The sequence below is a fragment of the Pseudomonas granadensis genome (assembly GCF_900105485.1).
In the GTDB taxonomy this organism is placed as follows: domain Bacteria; phylum Pseudomonadota; class Gammaproteobacteria; order Pseudomonadales; family Pseudomonadaceae; genus Aquipseudomonas; species Aquipseudomonas granadensis.
In genome coordinates this window covers 3,073,405-3,092,270 of the sequence record NZ_LT629778.1, presented here as the reverse complement: position 1 = coordinate 3,092,270, position 18,866 = coordinate 3,073,405, and the positions used below count along the sequence as shown (strand labels likewise).

The 18,866-nt window shown below is 60.6% G+C and carries 18 protein-coding genes; 3 read left to right on the top strand and 15 right to left on the bottom strand.

Going from position 1 to position 18,866, the window contains the following annotated elements; translation table 11 throughout:
- Nucleotides 1-25 precede the first annotated feature (25 nt).
- From BLU52_RS13640 to BLU52_RS13590, 11 genes are all read right to left on the bottom strand, one after another.
- A complete protein-coding gene (locus BLU52_RS13640; RefSeq protein WP_090283983.1) occupies nt 26-622 on the bottom strand; it encodes a LysE family translocator in 597 nt (198 codons plus the stop codon).
- 56 nt (nt 623-678) lie between these two features.
- Nucleotides 679-1,515 (bottom strand): AraC family transcriptional regulator, encoded by an 837-nt coding sequence (locus tag BLU52_RS13635; protein WP_090283981.1) that lies wholly within the window; start codon nt 1,513-1,515, stop codon nt 679-681.
- Nucleotides 1,516-1,716: 201 nt separating this feature from the next.
- Entirely contained in the window at nt 1,717-2,898 is a 1,182-nt protein-coding gene (locus tag BLU52_RS26830) for an MFS transporter (RefSeq protein WP_090283979.1), read from the bottom strand.
- Nucleotides 2,899-3,005: 107 nt separating this feature from the next.
- Nucleotides 3,006-4,292 carry an aminotransferase class V-fold PLP-dependent enzyme gene (locus BLU52_RS13625; protein WP_090283977.1) on the bottom strand — a complete coding sequence of 429 codons (1,287 nt, stop codon included), beginning with the start codon at nt 4,290-4,292 and terminating at the stop codon, nt 3,006-3,008.
- Between the two features lie 80 nt (nt 4,293-4,372).
- Nucleotides 4,373-5,269, bottom strand: coding sequence for an EamA family transporter (locus tag BLU52_RS13620; RefSeq protein WP_090283975.1), 897 nt, complete (start codon nt 5,267-5,269; stop codon nt 4,373-4,375).
- A 31-nt stretch (nt 5,270-5,300) separates the two neighbouring features.
- Nucleotides 5,301-6,530: an ATP-grasp domain-containing protein gene (locus BLU52_RS13615; RefSeq protein WP_090283973.1), complete on the bottom strand. Its 1,230-nt coding sequence runs from the start codon at nt 6,528-6,530 to the stop codon at nt 5,301-5,303.
- 30 nt (nt 6,531-6,560) lie between these two features.
- Nucleotides 6,561-7,892, bottom strand: a complete 1,332-nt coding sequence (locus BLU52_RS13610; RefSeq protein WP_090288553.1) for an ATP-grasp domain-containing protein — start codon at nt 7,890-7,892, stop codon at nt 6,561-6,563.
- A gap of 69 nt (nt 7,893-7,961) precedes the next feature.
- Nucleotides 7,962-9,302 carry an ATP-grasp domain-containing protein gene (locus BLU52_RS13605; protein WP_090283972.1) on the bottom strand — a complete coding sequence of 447 codons (1,341 nt, stop codon included), beginning with the start codon at nt 9,300-9,302 and terminating at the stop codon, nt 7,962-7,964.
- Between the two features lie 15 nt (nt 9,303-9,317).
- A complete protein-coding gene (locus BLU52_RS13600) occupies nt 9,318-10,070 on the bottom strand; it encodes a hypothetical protein (RefSeq protein WP_090283971.1) in 753 nt (250 codons plus the stop codon).
- 65 nt (nt 10,071-10,135) lie between these two features.
- Nucleotides 10,136-10,432, bottom strand: a complete 297-nt coding sequence (locus BLU52_RS13595) for a 2Fe-2S iron-sulfur cluster binding domain-containing protein (RefSeq protein ID WP_090283969.1) — start codon at nt 10,430-10,432, stop codon at nt 10,136-10,138.
- A 95-nt stretch (nt 10,433-10,527) separates the two neighbouring features.
- Nucleotides 10,528-11,784, bottom strand: coding sequence for an MFS transporter (locus BLU52_RS13590; RefSeq protein WP_090283967.1), 1,257 nt, complete (start codon nt 11,782-11,784; stop codon nt 10,528-10,530).
- A gap of 150 nt (nt 11,785-11,934) precedes the next feature.
- Between BLU52_RS13590 and BLU52_RS13585 the strand changes: the two genes are divergently transcribed.
- Entirely contained in the window at nt 11,935-12,390 is a 456-nt protein-coding gene (locus BLU52_RS13585) for a winged helix-turn-helix transcriptional regulator (protein WP_090283965.1), read from the top strand.
- Nucleotides 12,391-12,408: 18 nt separating this feature from the next.
- Here the strand turns inward: BLU52_RS13585 and BLU52_RS13580 are convergent, their stop codons facing one another.
- From BLU52_RS13580 to BLU52_RS13565, 4 genes are all read right to left on the bottom strand, one after another.
- Nucleotides 12,409-14,793: a DUF3772 domain-containing protein gene (locus BLU52_RS13580; protein WP_090283963.1), complete on the bottom strand. Its 2,385-nt coding sequence runs from the start codon at nt 14,791-14,793 to the stop codon at nt 12,409-12,411.
- Nucleotides 14,794-14,886: 93 nt separating this feature from the next.
- Nucleotides 14,887-15,330, bottom strand: coding sequence for a DUF6130 family protein (locus BLU52_RS13575; protein WP_090283961.1), 444 nt, complete (start codon nt 15,328-15,330; stop codon nt 14,887-14,889).
- A gap of 138 nt (nt 15,331-15,468) precedes the next feature.
- A complete protein-coding gene (locus tag BLU52_RS13570) occupies nt 15,469-15,795 on the bottom strand; it encodes a hypothetical protein (protein ID WP_090283959.1) in 327 nt (108 codons plus the stop codon).
- Between the two features lie 116 nt (nt 15,796-15,911).
- Nucleotides 15,912-16,796, bottom strand: coding sequence for a LysR family transcriptional regulator (locus tag BLU52_RS13565; protein WP_090283957.1), 885 nt, complete (start codon nt 16,794-16,796; stop codon nt 15,912-15,914).
- A gap of 155 nt (nt 16,797-16,951) precedes the next feature.
- On the opposite strand from BLU52_RS13565, the gene BLU52_RS13560 reads away from it, so the two are divergent.
- Together BLU52_RS13560 and BLU52_RS13555 are read left to right on the top strand one after the other, a co-directional pair.
- Complete coding sequence (locus tag BLU52_RS13560) at nt 16,952-17,377, top strand: VOC family protein (RefSeq protein ID WP_090283955.1); 426 nt, start codon at nt 16,952-16,954, stop codon at nt 17,375-17,377.
- A 110-nt stretch (nt 17,378-17,487) separates the two neighbouring features.
- Nucleotides 17,488-18,765, top strand: coding sequence for a cation:dicarboxylate symporter family transporter (locus BLU52_RS13555; RefSeq protein ID WP_090283953.1), 1,278 nt, complete (start codon nt 17,488-17,490; stop codon nt 18,763-18,765).
- Nucleotides 18,766-18,866: the final 101 nt, after the last annotated feature.

Here is an 18,866-nt window from a genome sequence, read left to right as displayed (position 1 = left end):
AGAGCGTGGGAACGATCATCAGACCTCACAGCAACACCGCCAGCCACGCCGAAATCAGCAGCAAAAGCGCCAGCGCGGCATTCATGCGCCGGTACGCCCGTGCGGAGCCGAACAACCGCGTGCTGCCCACCCCGAGCAGCGCCCAGAAGGTCATGCACGGCAGCGAGACCAACAGAAAGGCCAGTGACAACACCAGCAGGCGCAAGGTCTTGTCGCCTCCGCCGACGAATACGCTGACCACTGCCACGGCCATCATCCATACCTTCGGATTGACCAGTTGCAACAGCGCCGCGCCGAAGACGCTGATGCCTGGGGATTGTTGCTGAGCGGGGTCCAGCGACGGCGGCGGGCTGCGAAAAATCTGCCACGCCAGCCAGCTCAGCCAGAGCACGCCGCCCCAGGCCATGGCGTGTTGCACCAGCGGATAGCGCAACAGCGTTTCGCCAGCGCCCAGGCCCACCACCAGCACAATCAGCGCCGCCGCAGTGCAGGCGCCGAAGATGATCGGCAGGGTGGGGAGCAGGCCCTGCCGGGAACTGTGGCTCAGCACCAGAATATTGGTCGGGCCGGGCGTGATCGAAGCCACGAAAGCGAACAGCAGAAAGGGCAGTAATGAGGCCATGATGTGCGGGTCCTGAAAATGCAAAACAGGCCTGCATGATCGCCAGTCGGCGCGCCTCAGTCTGGAAGGTTTGAGCAGCGCTTGCGATAGTCTGCCGGGGTCAACTGGTAGGCGCGTCGGAACCAGCGGCCCAGGTGACTTTGATCGGCAAACCCCAGCACACAGGCAACCTCGGCCGGCGTCTCGCCGCGCGCCAGCAACTGCCGTGCCTTGGCCAGGCGCAACTGGATCAGATAGGCATGTGGGGCCAGGCCAAAAGCAGCCTTGAACGCGCGGCTCAGGCGAAACCGGTCGACCCCGCAGATCTTCGCCAGATCATCCAGACCGATGTCTTCAAAGGCATGCGCGTGCAGATAATCCCGCGCGACCTGCGCTACCAGCGGCAAGCGTGGATCAATCGGCTGACGCTTGCGCCAGTCGAGGTGGCGAGTCAACGAGCCCAGCAGCCCGTCGATGGCGGTTTGGCGGACGATGCGCAAATCGCCGTCGTGCAGAGCATGAAAGGCCTGAACAATCGCGGTGGCGAGACGCGGGTCCTGGCTCAGCGTGTCGGCAAATCCCGGCTGACTGTTCGACGGTGCGTCTTCGTAAAGCGCATGCACTTCGCGCTCGAGCCAGTGCGGATCGAGGTACAGCATCGAATAGGTGAAACCGTCCTCGGTCGGCGCATGGCCGTCGTGAATTTCCCCCGGTTCGAGCAGAAACACCTGGCCCGGCGTACTGCGATGGCGCCTGCGCCGGCAATTGAATTGCTGCACGCCTTGCTCGGTGACGCCGACCAGAAAACTGTCGTGCCAGTGCGGGTCGTAGGCATGCCCTTCAAAATGAGCGCGAATCGATTCGATCCCGGTGTCGACATCCTGGGACAGTTCGATCCAGTTGCGTTTATCCACGAAGGCTCCAGGGTTCGGATTGGCGAAGTACGGCTGGATAACATACCGCGCAATGGCTTGAGGCGTTTAGAACATTTGTGCAGAACGCGCCTGCAACTCGCCGAGCGTATTGGCAGGACATTTTGCCGCGACGAAAAAAAACCGGCGTAAACAGCCGGTTTTTTCTTCAAGCGATTTTCTGACCGCCGCTCTGCGCAATGCTCAGACGCTGACTGCCTCCACCGGCGCCTGTCCTCGCGCAAAGCGAGTGGCCGAAGTTTGCAGCAACAGGGCCACCGTCAACGACACCAGCAGGAACGGCAACAGCCAGGCGTTTTCGATGATCGCCAGTTGCAGGCTGAGTATCAGCAGCAGCACCGGCGTGGCCAGCGCGTTGGCTTTGCTCACGTACAGGCCCACGGCGGCTTCGCTATAGCGATAGGCGATCGCCACGCGAATGTGTACACGTGCACCGCCGAATGCCATGCCGAGAATCAGCAGGCTCAGCGCCTTGAGCAGCAGCGTGTCAGGCATCAGCCACCACATCGAAGTGGAAATGACGGCCAGAGCGATCAATGCGCAGAGGTAGGCGAGCAGGTTCCGTCCGGTGTTCGCAATGATCACCAGCACGCCGATCAGGGCCATGCCCAGGCCAAATACGGCGTCGAGCACGCCGAGTTCGAACAGCGACCAGCCATGGTTCGACACATAGACCGGCAGCATGAAATTGAAGGCGCCGAGAATGGGCCAGATCAGCACCATCGGCACAAACAGGCTTAACGGCAAACGCGCCGGCGCCACGACCTTGCCGGCCTCCTGAACCGCCACCGGCAGGCTGCGACGGCTATGACAAACACCTGCGACCAGCAGGAAGCCGGCGCCGAGCACCAGCGAAAAACCCATCCCGTTCAATATCGGCATCAGACCTGCGGCCAGCAACGGCCCGACCATCAGCGCGGCCTGGCTCGTCGCCGTGGTCGCGCCGCTGATCCGCCGCACCCTGGTTTGATCCATGCCTCGTTGCAACTGGGTAAACCACATGTCCAGACTGGCCTCCAGCGACATGATCATCAGCCAGACGAACAGGTTGGTGACCAGCAGGCCGACCGTGACATTGCGCGACAGGCCAGAGATCAACGCCAGTCCGGTCAGGCACAAGACGAACCAGGCGCTCATCTGGCGACCGTCCATGCGGCGTGACAAGCGTTTGATCATCACCGGTGTGATGAAGGCCGGTATGAACGAGCAGAAGATCGCCAGCGCCAACGGCAGGTAATCGTCGTCGTTCTGCTTGAGAATGGTCCAGGTCAGCGATACCAGCAGTGCACCGGAAAACAGTCGATAAACCGTCGAGCAGAACAGGAAAACCGCCAGTTCCTTCGAGGTACTTTGTTGTTCACTCATTAGATCGATCCTTGCCCTTGGGCACACACGATGCTTGGATGGATGGCCGAGGTCAGCCCCGGCGCCCGGGTGGCGGGCTGCCAGGGTGATGGCTGTTCGGGCCGGGGTCAGACCAGCGTGCGCATGACCTCGAGGGTCCTGTCGATGTCCTGCGCAGTGTTGATGATGCCGGCCGAGAATCGCACCGTTGAATGCCGGTAGGGGGTGGCGCTGGCGATGATGTTGTGCGCCTTCAATTTCGCCACGATTTCCTTGGGCGTCGAACCCTTGACGTCACAGCAGACGATGCCTGCGGAAAACTCAGCGGCGCGCGGCGTGTGCAAGTACACATTGGGCAGTGCGGCCAGACCTTCCTTGAGTTGCCCGTTGAGTTCGGCCACACGATCGGCGATGCGTTTGCGTCCGATTTTCTTGATGAATTCGAACGCTTCGATCACGCCCCATTGGTTTTCGAATGCCAGGAACCCGCCTGGGCTGACCCAGGCCGCCTGCGTTTCGCCTTGCGGATCGCGCAGCTCACGCCAGGCATTGCCGGGCTCGGCGGCCATGATGGTGGGGATGGTCGGGACGATCTGCGCCCATTGGCCTTCGCGCGCCCAGACCAGCCCCGTACCATGCGGGCCGAGGATCCACTTGTGGGTGCCGGCGCTGAAAAAATCACAGCCGAGGCTGGCAACCCGGGCTTCGGAGCAACCGAAACCGTGCACACCGTCGATCACATAGATGATCCGGTCCGCCTCGGTGCGATCCTGATTGAGCCGCGCCACCAGCGCCCCGATTTCCTTGACCGGCAAACGCACGCCGGTACCGGAATGCACCCAGGTCATGGCGAGGATTCGCGTGGTCGGTCTGATGGCGGTTTCGATGCGTGCGACGATGGCGTCGACGCTGACATCCTCGGGGCCCTCATACAGATCGATGCGGCGAATGCTGCCGCCCCATTTGACGACGGCCAGGCGCATGGCCTCGTCGTGGGTATACCACTCGTGGTGGGTGGTGAGGATTTCCTGTTCGGGCTCAAGCTTCAGACCGTTGTAGATCATTGCCAGGCCCTGGGTGGTGCTGGTGGTCAGCGCGATGTCCTCGGCGCGACCGCCGGTGTATTCGGCAGCTGCGGCGCAAACCTTGCGCCAGACCATGTCGTCGGGCCTGGCGAACATGTTGTCTTCCAGGTAGGTGTAGGGGTTCTCATCGAACGCCTGGCGGTGGCGGGCCATGGCCTCGCGCACCGGTTTGGGGTTGGAGGCCAGAAAGAAATTGGAAATGTGCACGAACTGCGGCGACAGCGTGAACTGCGCGCGAACCGACGCCCAATCGGCTGGATCGAACGGCGTGGTGGTGTCATTGTGCGCCGGTGCCTGAGCCGCCTGCGCGCTTGCCAACCCTGCAATCATGCTGCCTCCAATCAAGGACGCCCCGACAGTGGCGCCCATAAAATCACGTCTTCCCAGACTCATACCGATTCCCTGTCGATTCATAGTGAACTGCGCGCAGGACGCGCGAACATAGCATTGAAAATACGCTGGCCATAGAGGCCGACAGTCAGCCCGAGAACAATGAACACCACCGCGAAGATCTTGCTCGCCGGCACGCTTTCGTTGAATACCACCACCGAGCCGAGCATGCCGAAGATCGGCACCAGCAATGACAGCGGCGCCACCGTGGAAACCGGGTAGGTCTTGAGCAGCGAGTTCCAGATCCAGTAGGCGAACAGTGTGTTCGGGTACACCTGAAAGAGGATCGACAGTACGGCGGTCGTGTCCACCTGTTGGACGAACGCGGTGTAGCCGGCGCTGCCGTTGACCGCGTAGTCGAGGGCGAACAGCGGGATCGGTGCAAAGGCACTCGACCACACCAGGAAGCCAAAGACATCCTTGGTGCTGGCCTTCTTGTTGATGACGTTGGCCACGCTCCACGAAGCGGCGCCCACCAGCACCAGCAACACCCCGGGCACACTCACCGAACCGTCGCTGATCTTGATGATGCATAACAGCCCCGCCAGTGCGATCAGCATGCCCAGAATCTGGAAGCGGGTCAGCGCTTCCTTGAACACCCAGCCGCCGAGCAGAATGGTGAAGAAGGCGCTGAATTGCAGGACCAGCGAAGCGATGCCTGCGGACAGACCGGCCTTGATGCCAAGATTGACCACGCCCCACAGGCCGATGCCGAACACCAGGCCGTAGCCGATGATGTAGCGCCATGGCACATCGGGCTTGCGAATGAAAAAGATCGCCGGTAACGCACAGAGACTGAAGCGGATACCCGCCAGAATGAACGGGTCGACGGTGGCGAGCCCCAGTTTGATGACTGAGAAATTCACACCCCAGATCGCCGTGATCAATACAGCCAACACTACGTGCAGTGGTTTCATGGATGAATGGCCTTGAAGGTCAAAGGCGACGTCACGCAACGGACGTCAGGTCATGGGCGAGGCTCACCCGGGAAAACAGCGTTTGCAGCAGCGCGCGGGTCTGTTGCGGCTCGGCGGTCTTGACGATGCCGGCCAACGGCGCTTCGAACGCCGAATACGTCACGTGCTCTGGCAGCAGCGAGCCTGGCTGCAGTTCGTTCCACTGCACGACGTGCGGGCTCGCTCGCAGTTCCTCGGCGCCGTTGAGGCCCTGATAGATGCGTTGTGCATGGGTGTGGCCAGGGAACACGAACCAGCCGAAACCGAGGTCCGGCGGCTGTGCGGCGAACGGCGCAATATCCAGTTCGCCATCGACGTGGATGCGCAGTTCCAGCGACGGCAGATGAATGCCGGTTGCCAATTCATAGGTTGCGACCACATCTGCACCGCCGACCCGGTTGCCGACTTCGAGGAACACCGGTTCGTCGCCATCCATGATCGCTTCCAGATGGAAGGCGCCGTTGTCGATCTGTACGGCCTGCAACGCTGCGCCCACCCAGGCGTGCATGGCCTCGGTGGTCGGCAGATGCCAGGAACCCAGCGCACTGCCGCGCTCCATATAGTCCAGGCAGGTGCCGACGTATTCGCTGGAGAGCAGGGTCAGGATGCGCCCATTGAGTACCAGTCCGTCGAAATGACGGATCGGGCCGCTGATGAATTCTTCGACCTGGAAGTCTTCGATGGGCAGCGCCAGTTCACTGATCTTGTGGCGGATTTCATCGAAGGCTTGCGCCGGTTGTGAGTGGATGCTGACGTCCATGCTCGATGCGCCACTGTGCGGTTTGAGCACGGTGGCGCTGGTCCATGGAACACGCCCTTGCAGAGCCAGGTAGCGCTCCAGCGCCATGAAGCGCGGTACACGCAACCGGCGTGCCTGCACCGCGGCCTTCATTTCCAGTTTGTTACGAGCCAGCGTGACCGCCTTGAGCGAGGCACCCTGAATATTCAGGGTTTCGCGCAAGCGCGCCGCATCGAGCAGTTCGTACTCGGACATCGAAATGACCCGGTCGAAGGTCTGCGGATGCTGCGCCAGCCACGCCAGGGTTTCGTCACAGGCGTTGCTCAGCCCCGGCCGGACCACGCGCGTGCAGCGCAGCTCTGACGGCAGGGTGTCGATCGCCGATTGTTTGCCCAGGTACGTGACGTCATGCCGTTCGTGGTCGATGCCACGGTGGTAGTCGATACGTGGGTAGGGGACTCGGTGGAGAATCAGGATTTTCATGCCAGTGGTCTCGACGCGTGAAAAAAAGGCTCAGGAGGCGACTTTCAAGGGTTGCTCGCAGGCCAGGCTGCGGTTCAGCACCACCTGCCATTGTTCGCGCAGCACCGCCACCAGATCGCGAATGTCTACGCGCGGGTCATGCAAGGCGACGCAGGCGTGGGCAACGAAATCGCTGTTGTCTCTCGGGATCGCGTGGATCAACCGCGACTCCCCGGCGATCCATGCACATTCCAGTAGCGTGATGTCGGCGCTGGCCATGGCGAGTATTTGTGCGGCGCGGGTCAGCGTGTCCTCGACCAGGCTGTCAATCGCGCCGAGTCCACTGACATCCAGGGTCATGTCCTGCGGCACGCCGAACATCACGGTGGCCGCGCTGCAGGAAGCATCGGGCAGTTCGCTCGGGACGGTAGCGGCGAATACCGAATCGACCCACGCCGCGTACAGGTCCAGGCCGTGCACGGCTTTGGCCAATGTCCAGATTTTCATGCCGCCCGGCCGCCGGTTGGGTTCGATGACGGCCGTGTGGTAATCCCTGTCGCTGAGCTTGATCTCGTTGTGAAACGGGCCGATACGCTGGCCCACCAGGCGATTGACCTGCTCGCCGGTCAGCCGGATCGCCTGACGTTCCTGCGGGTTGAGGCGGGCGGGCAGAATCTGCGCAACCTCGACCGGGTAGCGCCCGGTGGCGCTGACTTTTTCGGTGATGAACCACAGCTCGCCGAGCCCATCGTAGGAATACTCGCGGGTATAGGCGATAAAAGCTTCGGCCAGCACGCCGCCGTCCAGATACGGTGCGACCTCGGCAAACGCGTCTTCGCAGTCACCGCCCGGAGCAACCATGACCACACCGCGATTGTTGCCTTCACAGGCGGGTTTGATGACAAAACCGCGCTCCTGGCGCAAGGCAAAGTTGCGCACATCATTGACGCATTCGATCGGCTGAAAGTCGGGCAGCATCACTCCGAGACGGTCCAGCAGCGGTGCAATCGCTCGCTCGGCCTCGCGGTAGGCGAGCTTGTCGAAGGCCGCGAGCGCTCGTGCGGCGTCGTCCACCGGCAGGCCGAGCCGTTCGAGCAGCGCCGCGCCGCTGGCCACGGCGTTGTCGGAAAACACCAGCCCGGCGCTGATCCGGGCCGCGTCCCCGGCCAGCCGATGCAAGGCCTGAGCGACGAAGTCGGGGGCCAGCGGGTCGGCGTCGATCACCCGGTCGCTGATCTGCAGGTCATGGTCTTGCGGGTTGGCCCGGATCAGCCAGGTTTCGGCTCCCCAGCGCTCGCGCGCATGGTTGCGCATATGCAGGACATCGCCGATCCGGCTCAGGTTGTAATCCACTATCAGCAATACAGGCGCACGCAGCGGCATGTTGGTCATCCTCGATACTTGTCAGTGTTCATGAACAGCAAGGCTGTGCCAGGCGCTGGCCTGGCGTAATCAAGGGGTGCCGGGTTCGTAGCGAATATCCAGCGCCGTTGCGGACAGGTGCGCCAAACGCTCTAGCTCCTCGGCCTGGCGGCTGCGATCGAAGGTCCACAGCAACTGGCCGAGAAACACCTCTCGGGCATGGGCTGGAATCACATCGCCGGCCTTGAGCAGGATGTGCTTGACGGTGGGGGCGAGGGGCAGCTCGTTCAGCGCCACCGAACTCAACGTTCCCGGTTGAGCGAAATACACCCGGAAGAACGTCGCCACCGACTGTGCACTGGTGCCATCCGCCTGCCACTGGAACGCGTTCAGCTGTTGCGCGAGGGCATCGCGTGGCGCGTGATCGTCCTGGCTGGCCAGCAACAGATCCAGCCACAGCGACAGCATGCTGTGGCCGTGGGTGACGGCTTCGACGCTGTGGGAAATCAGGCTGCCACCCACGCGTGGATTGATCTCGATCAGATCCCAGTGCTGCCCGGTAAAACGTGCCTCGATGTGATAGCAACCCCAACGCAGCGCCATGCACTTCAAGACTTTTTCCAGCCACTGCAGGCCCGCCGCGATCTGTGCCTGATCGAGGCTCGCCGGGGGCGTGGTGCAACTGTCTTCAAGGACGGTGTCAGCGGTTTCGGTCACTTCGTATTTTTCGTGGATGGCAACGACATGCGTCTGGCCGTCGATCAACAAGGTCTCGAAGCTGAATTCCTGGCCGGCAATGTAATCCTCGGCCATGAACTGCAGCCCGTCATTGAATGCCGAGGCGTATACCGTGTCCTCGACCGAGGCCAGGCGCAGCGTTTCGAGGGCCTTCCAGGTGGTGTCCTCACGCAGCGGAAATGCCGCGTAGGACGCAATTCCGTGAATCGGTTTGATGAAATAACGCGCGCTCTGCGCTTGCAGCGTTTGCAATACCGGTGCGGTCAGCGCGTGCGCACGGGCTTGCGACAGTCCGGCATCGGCCAGTTGATTGCGCACATTGAGCTTGTTGCGCAATGCCAGGGCCTGCTGCGCGTCGATGTCATAAGTGCCGAGCGCTGCATTCGCCGCCGCCATCAGGTGTCGATAGCCTTCCCACACACTGACGCAACAGGTGACCTGCTCGCCCGACTTGTGCAGCGTTTGCAGGGCATTGTTGACGTCCTCCAGTTTCAACTGGTGGGAGTCGGCGGTGTAGAGCCGGTCCGCCCAGACCTGGATCTGCTCCAGGCGAGCCGGCACATGCTCGGCGAGCGGCAATGAAGTCAGCACGAAACACCGGAGCTGGCGCCGTTGCAGCTGCTCCTTCAAGTCCTCCAGGAAAGAAAAGCCACAGTGGCTCAGGATCAGAACACCGGGTCGATTCGAATTCATTGCCTGCTCCATGGCTTAAGCCGCCTTGTCTTGCGGCTTGGCCAGGGTGTCGATGTACAGCTCGCTGAAATACATGGCGAGGATTTTCTGGTGCTCGGCCAGGTAACGCTTCAGGGCTGCGATGTCCTGCTCGCCTTTGATCAGGAAGCGCAGGGCCGCCCAGACTTCACCCGGATGGTCATCGTTGATGTCGGTGTGGGAGTGCGACACCTGACCCACGATGTTCTTTTCGCCAACCGAAACCTTGAGCGCTTCGAGCTTGCGCGGCTCCAGCTTCACGTTGACGTACTCGACCAGGTAGGAATAGGCGATCACACCCAGTGGACCTTCGTGATCCAGCAGGTAGGAAAAGAAACCGGCCAGCAGTTTGGTCGACAGGTAGGGTTCGGTGGCGAGGAACTCTTCGCGGCTTACACCGACACGTTGCAGATCCTGGATGAACAGGTCGTCATGGAGCATTTCTTCCTGTTCGTAGTGAGCCCAGATCTGCGCGGCTTCCGGGCTGACCTTGGCAACCTCGACCAGTGCCTTGGCTTCCGCCACGCGCAGCAGACGGATGCGCCATGCGGTTTCGACCAGGTGGCGTTTGTAATAGGCACTGTTGACGTCTTTGCCTTCCAGGTGCGCGGCTTGAGGCACGGTTTCGTACCATTGTTCTACCTGGCCGTCGATGATCCGGTCGATTTCCCCACGCAGATTTACCGAAGCGGCAGCGTTGAGGAAAGGTGTGCGATCACCATAGCCAACATTCTTTACACGGTTAAGCATATTCAAGCCTCTATTTTGGGTTTGTTTTAACGCGTTTAATAATGACCAGACTTCAACTGCAACTATCAGCCAATCACTTCTATGGCCAATTCACCTCTTATCAGGCACTGACAGGCCAGCCGGTATTCTTCTCCGCTGTAACCCAGTACCTCGATAAACGCTTCTTCGTCACCGTCCCGAGGATTCAACGCCTCAAGGCCCGAATTGACTTTGATCAGGCATGCGCCGCAGGCCCCGACCCGGCATCCCAGCGGGATCACGTTCTTGCCGCCGGCTTCCCACTCGATGTCGGTAAGCGCGGAGTTGGCCGGCAGCTGAAATTCAAGTTGATGCGAAGTAATGGTGAGTGTGTGCAACGCCATACTGACCTCGGTTGAATATTAAGTTCGTGTGGCAGGCACACAGTTTCACGCCAGCGTTTTAAAACGACAGTGAGAAGTTCTTGAAAGTTATGAGCTTAGTTGGAGGTCAGCCCCAGATATAACCAGTAGAGCAGGGCGACAGCACTGATGGCCGCACCCAGAATACAAACAGCGACCCAGCCAAAGTGTGCATAGGTGTAAGTGGCCGCAATCGCACCAAGGCCACTGCCTACCGAGTAGAAACACATGTACGCGCCGACCAGACGGCTTTGCGCGTCCGGGCGTGCAGCGAAAATCAGGCTTTGGTTGGTGACGTGCACCGCTTGTACGGCGAAGTCCAGCAGCACGACACCCACGACCATGGCCAGCAATGAGCTTTCGACAAACGCCGTGGGCAGCCATGACAGGGTCAACAACGCCAGGGCGATGCCGGTGGTGCGATTGCCACGTCCCTGATCCGCCAGGCGGCCGGCCCGCGCTGCAGCCAGCGCACCGGCCACACCGGCGAGGCCGAACAGGCCGATCTGCGTGTGCGTCAGCGACAGCGGTGGCGCACTCAGTGGCAGTACCATCGACGTCCACAGCACACTGAAGGCGGCAAAGATCAGCAGGGCGAAGGTGCCTCTGACCCGCAGCGTGCGCTCGGTCAGGTACAGCAGGAACACCGACCGCAACAACTGCCAGTAACTGCCTTTGGCCGGCGGGGCCGCTGAGGCGGGCATGGTTCGCCACAACACCAGCGCCATACCGATCATCAGCGCGGCCGAGACAAAGTAGACGCCACGCCAGCCGGCCAGATCGGCGACTGCCCCTGACACGAAGCGCGCCAACAGAATGCCCAGCACCACGCCGCTGGTGACCGTGCCGACGGCTGCGCCGCGCTGTTCCGGGCTGGCCAGCGAGGCGGCGTAGGCCACGACCACCTGTACCACCACCGCCATCAGGCCCACCAGCACCATGGCACCGAGCAGCATGCCCCAGTTGCCGGCGAGTCCCACCGCGCACAAGGCCACGGCTGACATCAGCATTTGCGTCAGGATGAGTTTCTTGCGATTGAGCAGGTCACCCAGCGGCACGATAAACAACAACCCTACGGCATAGCCCGCCTGAGTCGCGGTGACAACGATGCCGATCGTGCCCGGCGAAACGGCCAGGCTCGACGCCATGGACTCAAGCAATGGCTGGGCGAAGTAGACGTTGGCCACGGCCATGGCGCAGGTGATTGCGAAGAGCAGGGTTTGATAGCGGCTGAGGGTCGAGGTGCCAGCGGACCGCGAGGTCTGTGAATGTCCTCCGGTCGCCTTTTCGGCTTCGACGTCCATTTTTACCGGGGCATGAGGCGTGTACGGCATCCATCCAATCCTTGGAATATGTGGTTTCGAAACAAAACCGATGCGTTGATTTTTATCAAATCAAGTTGTTAAATACAACCACATTTTGCAAAACATTTTCGTCTGACGTTAGATCGTTTTTCTTCCTTCCTATCTGCCCACTGGAGCGTCATGGCCAGACAGAAATTACTGGCACAGAGCGAATGCCCGGTCGCCAGAACACTCGAGGCCATTGGTGATCGCTGGGTGCTGATGATCATCCGCGACGCCTTCGACGATGTCCGCCGCTTCAGCGAATTCCAGAAACGCCTGGGGCTGGCGAAAAACATCCTCACGGTGAAACTGAAAATGCTCGTGGAACTGGGCGTGCTGGAGATCCAGCCGGCCTCCGATGGCAGCGCCTACAAGGAATATGTGCTGACCGAAATGGGCCGCGCGGTGTTTCCGATCGTGGTCAGCATGCGCCAGTGGGGGGAGCGCTTCCTGTACAGCGAAGGCGAGAGCCACTCGGTGCTGCTCGACAACGATTCAGACCAACCGGTCGAGACCATCGCTGTGCGCTCGACGTCGGGCAAGGTGCTGACGCCGGCCGACTGCCATCGACGTGTGGTCACGCGTAAAGCCTGAGTGCCGGGTCGGGCTCCATCAACTCGCGGCCGGCGGTTTCGCCAGCGCAATGCCCGCCGCACCCAGACGCTTCAAGATTTCAAACAGCAGATCACTTTTAGTCACCCCGACAATCCTCGGGCTGGCCACGTACCCGGTCACCGTCAGGGTGATCCCGTCCGGCGACAGCTTGCTGAAGCGCACGAACGGCGCCGGTTTATCCAATAGGGGCTCGTTCTCGCGGTAGGCGTCGAGGAGCAGCTCTTTGACTTGCTCAGGGTCGATGTCCAGCGGGAACATCAGCTCCAGCGATGCCACGCCTTGCGCGCTGCCGCCCAGGGTGACGTTGCGCAGGTTCTGCGAGATCAATTGCGAGTTGGGCACGATGACAATCGAGCGGTCGCTGAGCTGAATCTCCGTGGCGCGCACGTTGATCCGGCGGATGTCGCCTTCAACGCCGCTGATGCTGATCAGGTCGCCAACCTTCACCGGCCGTTCAGTCAACAGAATCAGCCCGGAAACGAAATTCTTCACGATCTCCTGCAAACCGAAACCGATGCCCACCGACAGCGCACTGACGATCCACGCCAGATTGGTCCACTGCACGCCCAGCGACGACAGGGTCAGCAGAATCACCAAGGCATAACCGATGTTGGAAAACAGCGTGCTCAGCGACGCGCACATGCCGGGGTCCATCTCGGTCTTGGGCAGGAACTCATTGTCCAGCCAGCGGCTCAGGGTGCGGATCAGCCAGATTCCGATAATCAGCGCGAGCACGGCATTGAGCAGGTGCGCGGGGACGATGTTCAACTTGCGCAACCCGGCGCCGCCGAGGATGACCATGATGTTGCTCAGCAGTTGCCCGAGCGTGGTGCCGATGCCGCCGACGAACAGGCTGATCACCGCCAGCAGCATCAGCGCGGCACGGCTGAAGCCGGACAGCAGGATTGCCATCTGATCGAGGCGCCGATCGCCGATGCCGAGCAGTTGCTTGAGAGCCTTGCCGCTGGCATGTCGGGGGGAGAACACGTGTTCGCAGAGGTCCTTGACCAGTTGGATCAGCAGGTAGAAACCGGACAGGACAATAAAGCCCCAGACCAGTTGGTAACTGATGAACCGCGCCAGCGAAACATAGCCGGCGAGCAGGGCCAGCGCCGAAACCAGAATCGAAACGCTCGCGACCGTGTAGATGATCCCGGCAAAGGTGCTGTTGGCCGCCGCCGCATCGTTGGCCGCGACCAGCGCCTTGCGTACCTTGCCGACCCGCAGCAGCAAGGTCAGGACAATCGCCAGCACCACCATGGCAATGATCCCGCGCCCGGCAATCACGATCTGGCTGCTCATGCCGGTGGCGTTGCTGACCTGCACCAGCGTCACCAATACCAGCAGCGTGCAGGACAAAACCCGCGGATACGGCTTGAGCGCCTGCGCCACCTGATCGGCAATGGCCGGCAAGCGCCACGAGGGATGCTCGGTCGACAGCAGGGCGCGGCTCAGGCCGGTGATCAGCACGCAGGCATACACGACCTTTTCGAATTCCTCGGAGAAGGTTTGCAGCACTGGCGACAACGGCTGGTGCCGGGTGCACGCATAGAACAGAATTTGCAGGGCGATGGCGGTGGTGGCGATGGTCGCCAGTGCCGAGGCAAAGGCCAGCGCGCTGCGGCGTAGCCGTCCCTCCGGTACGCGATGAATGCACAGCCAGGTCAGGCCGCGCTCGGCCAGCCGACGTCCGAATGTCCAGACGATAAAGGCCAGAAATACCAGCAGGCTGGTGTAAAAGCGCTCGCCGGGTAGCCACACGCTGGCCCCGGAAGTGCGCAGTTGGTCGACGAAAAAATGCAATCGCCGACGGTCATCTGCGTCTGGATTGACCAGCGGCGACCAAAAGCCTGGATTCAGTACGCTATGGGTGCCCAGCGTCAGTTCGCTTTCCAGCAACGTGCGGCGGATGCCGGCAATCTGGGTGATCAGGTCCGCCGCATTCTGCTTTAGCGCGGCGAGGCTTTTAAGCGTGCCGTCGAGCTTGCTTTTCTGCGCCGTCAGCGTCGCCCGTTGGGCAATGATGTCGGCCTGTTCGGCGGCCACATCGGTGTCCGGCGCGGCGCCCAACACACCCAATTGCACCGCCAGTTGCGCCTGTTGCGGCAACAGCCCAGCCGTCAATCGATCGATATCGAGAATGAACGCCTGCACCCGATCCTGCGGACCTTCGAGCTGGTTGTAATTGTTCGCCGCCGAGATCTGCTGCTTGAGCCCGTCGAGGCGTTGTTGCAGAGCTTGCAGATCACTTTGCGCGATCACCGGCAACGGCGCGGCGGCATTCTGCGCCGGCGCCGGCAAATCCTCCGCCCACAGCGCCAGGCTGCTGCTACCGAGCAGCGTGAGGGCGACCAACAACATCCATTTCAAGGCGTCGCGCATGGTGAGGCGGCTCGAATCGACCAGACAGTCTATGAGGGTAGGTGATCAACCCGAGGGCGGAGGAAAAGTTTGCGCGCCGGCTGCTGATTAGGCTCAGGGCTGCTTGGCGGGCACAACGAAATTCACCGTCGTGCTGGTCAGCACGGTGTGCGTCGGATCGGCAATCTCCAGCAGCACCTTGTGCGCACCGGGCGTCAGGCCGACCAGAATGATCGGATCCTCACTCGTATGGGCCCATGTGCCTTGCCAGTCATCAACGGTGACGTGCAGATGGCCCAGACGCGGCGAGACCGGCACCGCCGCTTTGCCGAACACCGGCATGATCCGCGTGTGTTCGGTGCGGTATTGAATGATCACTACGCCACGGGCCAGCGGCTCGGCGAGCGGCGGGTAGGCAATCAGCATGGGCGCGGCTTCGGAAACCAGCGGGAGCAGGGCGGGTGGTTGCTGCGGGTCGGCCTCGGTTTGCGCGTCGGCGCTCATGGCGAGCAGAAGTGAAGCCGTCGGGGCGAGCAGAAATCTGATCGCGAGGGACATGATTTGTTTGCTCCCGCATAAGGTTACTCAAGGTTAGTTGAGCGCAGGCGGTTACGCGCAGTATTGCGCAAGCCCAAACGCAAAAAGCCCGACGGCGAGGTCGGGCTTTTCTTCGGTGACCGCGGTGAAACGCGGCATTCAGACGGCGCGGCGTTCGATCAGACGGTCAGAACCGCCTTCGGCTACTGCATCGCTGAACAGCGGGTCGGTCTCGGTCGCGGCGACGGCGTCGCTGAACAAGGGATCGGTTTCAGTGGCGGCTACGGCGTCGCTGAACAGCGGATCGGTTTCGGTCGCGGCGACGGCATCGCTGAACAGTGGATCGGTTTGCGTAACAGCAGCGGTGCGTTGTTCCAGCAAACGGTCGGAACCCCCTTCGGCAACCAGCGGCTGCGCAGGGGTAGCGGCGAAAGCGTTCAGTGCGAAGAGCGAGAAAGCGATGCTGAGAAGGGCCTGGCGTTTCATGATGGTGTGCTCCGTTGGGTAGTGGTTGGGTCTGGAGCCGATCTTACGCCGCGGCACTGATAAGAGAACTTCATTGAATTAATGGTTGTTATTGATGCAGTTAATGGTTGGGCCGATCAAGCCTGCTCGCTGCCGGGCTTGAGCTGAGTGCTGATCAACTCGGCGAGGACGCGCACAGGTTCGGTGAAAGTCTCGCGCGCTCGGTGGACGAGGCCGATGTCGCGGTGAAACGTGTGCGGCCCAAGATCGAAGGCACGGACGCCGGCGGGCCATTCAAAGTCGGGCGAGGTTTGCGGCACCAGCGCCACACCGACGCCGTTTTCGACGAGTTTGATGATCGCCTCCAGTTCGTCCAGCTCACAGACTTCGCGCAGGTTGAAATGCATCTGGCGCAAAAACCGGTCCACCTGTCTGCCGCCAAAGGAGGAGCGGTCATAGCGGATAAACGGTTGGCTGCTCAGCAATTGCGTCCAGTCATCGCCCGCCACATCGCGCGGCACGATCAACCGATACGGCTCAAGGGCCAGGGTGGTCCAGCGCAAATCGCTCTGCAGCGAGAAGGGCGGGCGAATGACCACAGCCATGTCGATCTCGCCGGTATCCACCAGATTGACCAGCTCCATCGACAGGCCCGGAATCACCCGGGTTCGGCAGTACGGACATTGTTGGTGAAAGCGCGCCAGCGCATCCGGTAGATAGGAGCGCTGCACCGAAGCAATCGCGCCAAGGTTGACCAGCACACTGGGCGGCAGGCCCACCGCCGTCGAACCGAGGTTGTCATAGAGCCTGAGCAAGTCCTGTGCTTGCAGCAGGATCTGCTGGCCCATCTTGTTCAGGTGCGCCGAGCGGCCCTTTCGGTCGAAGATCTCGAAACCGAGTTCGGCTTCCAGGCGCTGCATCTGCGCGCTGACGGCGGCCTGCGTCAGGCCGATGCGGTTACCGGCCGCCGCGAAGGTGCCTTCGCGCGCCACGGCAATGAGTGTTTTCAGTTCTTTGATCATTGACAAATATTAGTTGTGAGTTTGAGAAATATATATTGATTTTTATGTTGGGTTTTTCGTCCTAGGATGTTTTTCATCCCGCAGCCGGCTGAACCGTAAGAGCCGATGTCGCTGGGACTTGTTTGCCAACCAACAAAAACGATCCTGGAGCTCTGATGACTCTCTCGCCTTTTCACCTCGCTATCCCTGTTTATGACCTGGCTGCGGCGCGCACTTTTTACGGTGAAGTCTTCGGTCTTGAAGAAGGACGCTCAAGCACTCAATGGGTCGACTTCAACTTTTACGGCCATCAACTGGTGATTCACGAACATCCGAAAACCGCCTCTCAAGAGAGCGTGCACAGCAACCCGGTTGACGGTCATGACGTGCCGGTGCCGCACTTCGGCATCATTCTCGGCTGGCAACAATGGGAGGCACTGGCAGAACGTCTGAAGTCGTTCGGCACGCAGTTCGTGATCGAACCGTACATTCGCTTTCAGGGCCAGGTCGGTGAACAAGCCACCATGTTTCTCTTCGATCCCTGCGGCAATGCCCTGGAATTCAAAGCGTTCAAGGATATGAGCCAGCTCTTCGCCAAGTAACAATCGCCATGGCACAACAGCGTTGTGCCATTTCTCAAAGTGAGCTGGATGCTCATGACTCTAGCAACTGCCTTTCGCGCAGACCGTTCATTCCAACAAGAAGGCTAGACATGAAACGTATTCCCCTGGTGTGGCAAATCGTTGCCGGGCTGGTGCTTGGCGTGCTCGTCGGTTGGTATTTCAATACCCATCCGCAGTATCAAATGTGGGTCAGCGCGGAGATCCTTAAACCGCTCGGCGACATCTTTATCAAGATGATGAAGATGGTGGTGGTGCCTATCGTGTTCTGTTGCATGATTCTGGGGATTGCTGGCGGTGGCGATAACAAATCGTTCGGTCGTATGGGCGCCAAGTCGCTGGGCTATTTCTTCGCGATCACGGCGCTGGCGATCGTCATCGGACTGTGTTTCGCCAACCTGTTTGAACCGGGTGCAGGCACCGATATCTCCGGCATTTCGCACAACGCCGCTGAGATCAAACTGGAGCCGTCCAAAGGTGCTCTGGTGATCCTGCAGAACATCGTCCCGGACAATGTGCTGGTGGCCATGTCGGAAGCGAAGTTGCTCTCCGTGTTGTTCTTCGCGGTGTTGTTTGGCCTGGCCTTGGATGCACTGCCCAAAGACAAGAGTGCGCCGGCCATCGCTTTGATACAGAGCATTTCCGATGCGATGTTCAAGGTGGTTTCCATTGTCATGGCCTACGCGCCAATTGGCGTGTTCGGCATGATCGGTGCGACCGTCGCGACATTTGGTTTTGCCTCACTGTTGCCGTTGCTCAAGTTGATCGGCGTGGTCTATCTGGCGCTGGTTGTCTTTGCCTTGGTGATACTCGGTGGGATTTGCTACCTGATCGGCGAGAACATTTTCAAGTTGATCGGCTACTTCCGCAACGAGCTGATCCTGGCGTTTTCCAGTGCCGCTTCGGCGGCGGTCATGCCGCAGTTGATGAGCAGACTCGAGCAGTACGGCGTACCGCGGCGGATTGTCAGTTTCGTGGTGCCGGTGGGCTATGCCTTCAATCTCGATGGGGCATCGATTTTCCTTGGCGTCGCGACGATTTTTGTTGCGCAGCTATACGCCATTGACCTGTCGCTGTCGCAGCAGATATTGCTGGTGGTGACCATGGTGCTGACGTCCAAGGGCGCGGCGGGTGTACCGGGTTTTGCCATCATCATCCTCTCCGCGACGTTGGCGTCGGCCGGCCTGCCACTGGAGGGCGTGGCGTTGATCGCGGGGATTTTCCGGATCATCGACAGCGGCACCACGACGCTGAACGTACTGGGCAATGCCATCGCGCCGCTGGTAATTGCCAAGTGGGAAAAAATCGCACTGCAACCCGGTGCCGCCGAGGCAAATGTGAAACACCAGGCGCCGCTGCACTGCCACTGAACGTCCACTCAACGGACGCTTGAAACAAGCAATCGCCCGCTGGCACAGGGGCGTTTTTTTAACGCTGGTTGCTAGACGACCAGTCTAATGTTTTGGAGGTT

Excerpts from the sequence above, each read along its gene's own strand:
- BLU52_RS13620 (WP_090283975.1), bottom strand. The coding sequence starts at position 5,269 with ATGAAACCACTGCACGTAGTGTTGGCTGTATTGATCACGGCGATCTGG.
- BLU52_RS13605 (WP_090283972.1), bottom strand. The coding sequence starts at position 9,302 with ATGAATTCGAATCGACCCGGTGTTCTGATCCTGAGCCACTGTGGCTTT.
- BLU52_RS13565 (WP_090283957.1), bottom strand. The coding sequence starts at position 16,796 with ATGATCAAAGAACTGAAAACACTCATTGCCGTGGCGCGCGAAGGCACC.
- BLU52_RS13600 (WP_090283971.1), bottom strand. The coding sequence starts at position 10,070 with ATGCTTAACCGTGTAAAGAATGTTGGCTATGGTGATCGCACACCTTTC.
- BLU52_RS13595 (WP_090283969.1), bottom strand. The coding sequence starts at position 10,432 with ATGGCGTTGCACACACTCACCATTACTTCGCATCAACTTGAATTTCAG.
- BLU52_RS13560 (WP_090283955.1), top strand. The coding sequence starts at position 16,952 with ATGACTCTCTCGCCTTTTCACCTCGCTATCCCTGTTTATGACCTGGCT.
- BLU52_RS13615 (WP_090283973.1), bottom strand. The coding sequence starts at position 6,530 with ATGAAAATCCTGATTCTCCACCGAGTCCCCTACCCACGTATCGACTAC.
- BLU52_RS13580 (WP_090283963.1), bottom strand. The coding sequence starts at position 14,793 with ATGCGCGACGCCTTGAAATGGATGTTGTTGGTCGCCCTCACGCTGCTC.
- BLU52_RS13640 (WP_090283983.1), bottom strand. The coding sequence starts at position 622 with ATGGCCTCATTACTGCCCTTTCTGCTGTTCGCTTTCGTGGCTTCGATC.
- BLU52_RS13555 (WP_090283953.1), top strand. The coding sequence starts at position 17,488 with ATGAAACGTATTCCCCTGGTGTGGCAAATCGTTGCCGGGCTGGTGCTT.
- BLU52_RS13610 (WP_090288553.1), bottom strand. The coding sequence starts at position 7,892 with ATGCCGCTGCGTGCGCCTGTATTGCTGATAGTGGATTACAACCTGAGC.
- BLU52_RS13575 (WP_090283961.1), bottom strand. The coding sequence starts at position 15,330 with ATGTCCCTCGCGATCAGATTTCTGCTCGCCCCGACGGCTTCACTTCTG.
- BLU52_RS13585 (WP_090283965.1), top strand. The coding sequence starts at position 11,935 with ATGGCCAGACAGAAATTACTGGCACAGAGCGAATGCCCGGTCGCCAGA.
- BLU52_RS13590 (WP_090283967.1), bottom strand. The coding sequence starts at position 11,784 with ATGCCGTACACGCCTCATGCCCCGGTAAAAATGGACGTCGAAGCCGAA.
- BLU52_RS13570 (WP_090283959.1), bottom strand. The coding sequence starts at position 15,795 with ATGAAACGCCAGGCCCTTCTCAGCATCGCTTTCTCGCTCTTCGCACTG.
- BLU52_RS26830 (WP_090283979.1), bottom strand. The coding sequence starts at position 2,898 with ATGAGTGAACAACAAAGTACCTCGAAGGAACTGGCGGTTTTCCTGTTC.
- BLU52_RS13625 (WP_090283977.1), bottom strand. The coding sequence starts at position 4,292 with ATGATTGCAGGGTTGGCAAGCGCGCAGGCGGCTCAGGCACCGGCGCAC.